General features: G+C 63.1%; 3 protein-coding genes and 1 tRNA gene. 2 read left to right on the forward strand and 2 right to left on the reverse strand.

Translation table 11 applies throughout. From position 1 onward, the window contains the following. Window positions 1-30 precede the first annotated feature (30 nt). Window positions 31-107 (forward strand) — tRNA-Pro (locus QZ269_RS12695). Between the two features lie 85 nt (window positions 108-192). After that, window positions 193-888: a metallophosphoesterase gene (locus tag QZ269_RS12700; protein ID WP_291427066.1), complete on the forward strand. Its 696-nt coding sequence runs from the start codon at window positions 193-195 to the stop codon at window positions 886-888. Window positions 889-952: 64 nt separating this feature from the next. On the opposite strand, the gene coaD is transcribed toward QZ269_RS12700, so the two are convergent. Together coaD and QZ269_RS12710 are read right to left on the reverse strand one after the other, a co-directional pair. Next, a complete protein-coding gene (coaD, locus tag QZ269_RS12705) occupies window positions 953-1480 on the reverse strand; it encodes a pantetheine-phosphate adenylyltransferase (protein ID WP_291427067.1) in 528 nt (175 codons plus the stop codon). Continuing rightward, the gene (locus QZ269_RS12710) at window positions 1477-2082 is read right to left on the reverse strand and encodes an RsmD family RNA methyltransferase (protein ID WP_291427068.1); all 606 of its coding nucleotides are present in this window, start codon (window positions 2080-2082) and stop codon (window positions 1477-1479) included. Before QZ269_RS12710 ends, coaD begins: the two co-directional genes overlap by 4 nt. Between the last annotated feature and the right edge of the window lie 111 nt (window positions 2083-2193).

Below are 2193 nucleotides of genomic sequence, written 5' to 3' on the forward strand. Positions count from 1 at the left end.
CTCCCGTAGCAAGACCGGGGCCGTGGTTGACGGGGCGTAGCGCAGCCTGGTAGCGCACGTCGTTCGGGACGACGGGGTCGGAGGTTCGAATCCTCTCGCCCCGACCACGAGCAGCAAACCTCCCCCCCACCGGGAGGTTTTTTTGTTTCCTCTCTTCCGCCTTCCTCCTGCTGGCCCCCTGCGGGTGACCTTATGCGCGTATTTGCCATTGCCGACCTGCACCTGTCCAGCGTGACGCCCAAGCCTATGACCATTTTCGGGCCGCACTGGGCCGGTCACCCGCACGCCATTTGGGCGGCGTGGCGCGAGCTGGTGCGCGAGGACGATGTGGTGCTGCTGCCCGGCGACCTGTCGTGGGCCATGCGGCTGCCCGACGCGCTGGTCGACCTGAACATCCTGAGCACCCTGCCCGGTAAAAAGGTGCTGCTGCGCGGGAACCACGACTACTGGTGGCCCACGGCCTCCAAGCTGCGAGCCGCGCTGGCCGGGGATCAGCTAGCGATTGTCAACGACGCCGTGAAAATCGGGAATGTGGTGGTGTGCGGCTCACGCGGCTGGCTGACACCGGGACACGAACCACTCAGCGAAGAAGACCAGCGCCTGCTGCTGCGCGAGGCCGAACGCCTGAGCCTGAGCGTGCAGGCGGCCCACAAGCTGCGCCAAGACGGCGACCACCTGATTATGATGCTGCATTACCCGCCTGCCTCGCCGCCTTACCCGGCCAACCCACTGACGGAGGTGATCAAGGGGGCCAGGCCCGACCTGATCGTGTACGGGCACCTGCACGGCGTCCCACCCGAGCGGGCCATCAATCATGTCAATGGTATTCCGGCGCATCTGGTGGCCGCCGATGCCCTGCGCTTCCGGCCCAAACTGTTGATCGGGTAAGGGGTCTGCGCGCTTCCCCACTGCGCTGGCATTTAGCGCCACCCGTATCAGACGGGGTAGGCACTCAACCGGATTGGGCCGCGCCGCCACTGGTTTGGGCGCGTTCGGCGTAGACCTCGGCAAATTTTTTCCTGAGAGCTTCAGCGCTGATGTGGGGCACCATCTCACTGATGTCACCACCGTAACTGGCAATTTCTTTGACCATGCTGCTTGATACGAAGCTCCAGCGGGTCGCCGCCATGATAAAGACCGTTTCGACTTCCCCGATCTGGCGGTTAAGATGCGCGATCTGCAACTCATACTCGTAGTCACTGACGGCCCGCAGCCCCCGGATAATGATGCCCTTTTGCTGCTGGGCCATATAGTCCACCAGCAACCCGCCAAAGCTGTCCACGGCTATGTTGGGCAGGTGAGCGGTGGCTCCGCGCAGAATATCCAGCCTTTCTTCCAGGGTAAACAGATGTCTTCCCTGCTTGCGGGCATTGTGCATCACGGTGAGGGTCACGTGGTCGAAAATGCGGCTGGCACGGATCAGCACGTCCATATGCCCACTGGTGAGGGGGTCGAAAGACCCAGGAAAAACGGCGTTCATTCTTCGCCCACACTAGCGGATTCATGGGCGCCGGATTGGTGACGGCCAGACTCTAGCGGCTCGGCCCCGGGTTCATGCCGCGTATACAGGCTAAGCACATTGCTGCCGTATTTGCGCGTTTCCAGCTCGTAGCCCGGAAAAGCGCCGAGAGTCACCTGAGTGGGGTGCTGGCAAATCAGCAGGCCGCCGGGGCGCAGCAGGTCAGCGTGAATTAGTAGGGCCGTCAGTTTGGGAATATCAGCTTCATAGGGCGGGTCACTGAACACGAGGTCGAATTTTCCGAGCTGGGGCAGCAGTTTCTCGGACTCCCCGCGCAGCACGGTAACTTGAAGGCCCAGGGCACGGGCGTTGCCCTCGATGGCTTTGCTGGCCCGCAGTTCCTTTTCGATCAGGGTCACGCGGTGGCCCCGGCTGGCCGCTTCCAGCCCGATGGCCCCGCTGCCGCCGTGCAGGTCCAGAAAAGCCGGAAACCGTCCGGCAGGGGCGCGGGCCGCCAGCAGATCGAACAGGCTTTTACGAATGCGCGCGCCGCTGGGCCGGGCACTTTCCGGCACGGTCAGGCTGCGGCCTTTGGCACTGCCGCCAAGAATTCTGAGACTCACTGACCCAGCCTAGCTCAAGCGCGGTAGATCAGGCGGGTGTGACCACTACGGCCCGACCTCGACGAGACCCCCAATAGTATCCAAACGCCACATCTGGGGCAGCCTGAATTC

The organism is Deinococcus sp. (assembly GCF_018260405.1).
Lineage (GTDB): Bacteria > Deinococcota > Deinococci > Deinococcales > Deinococcaceae > Deinococcus.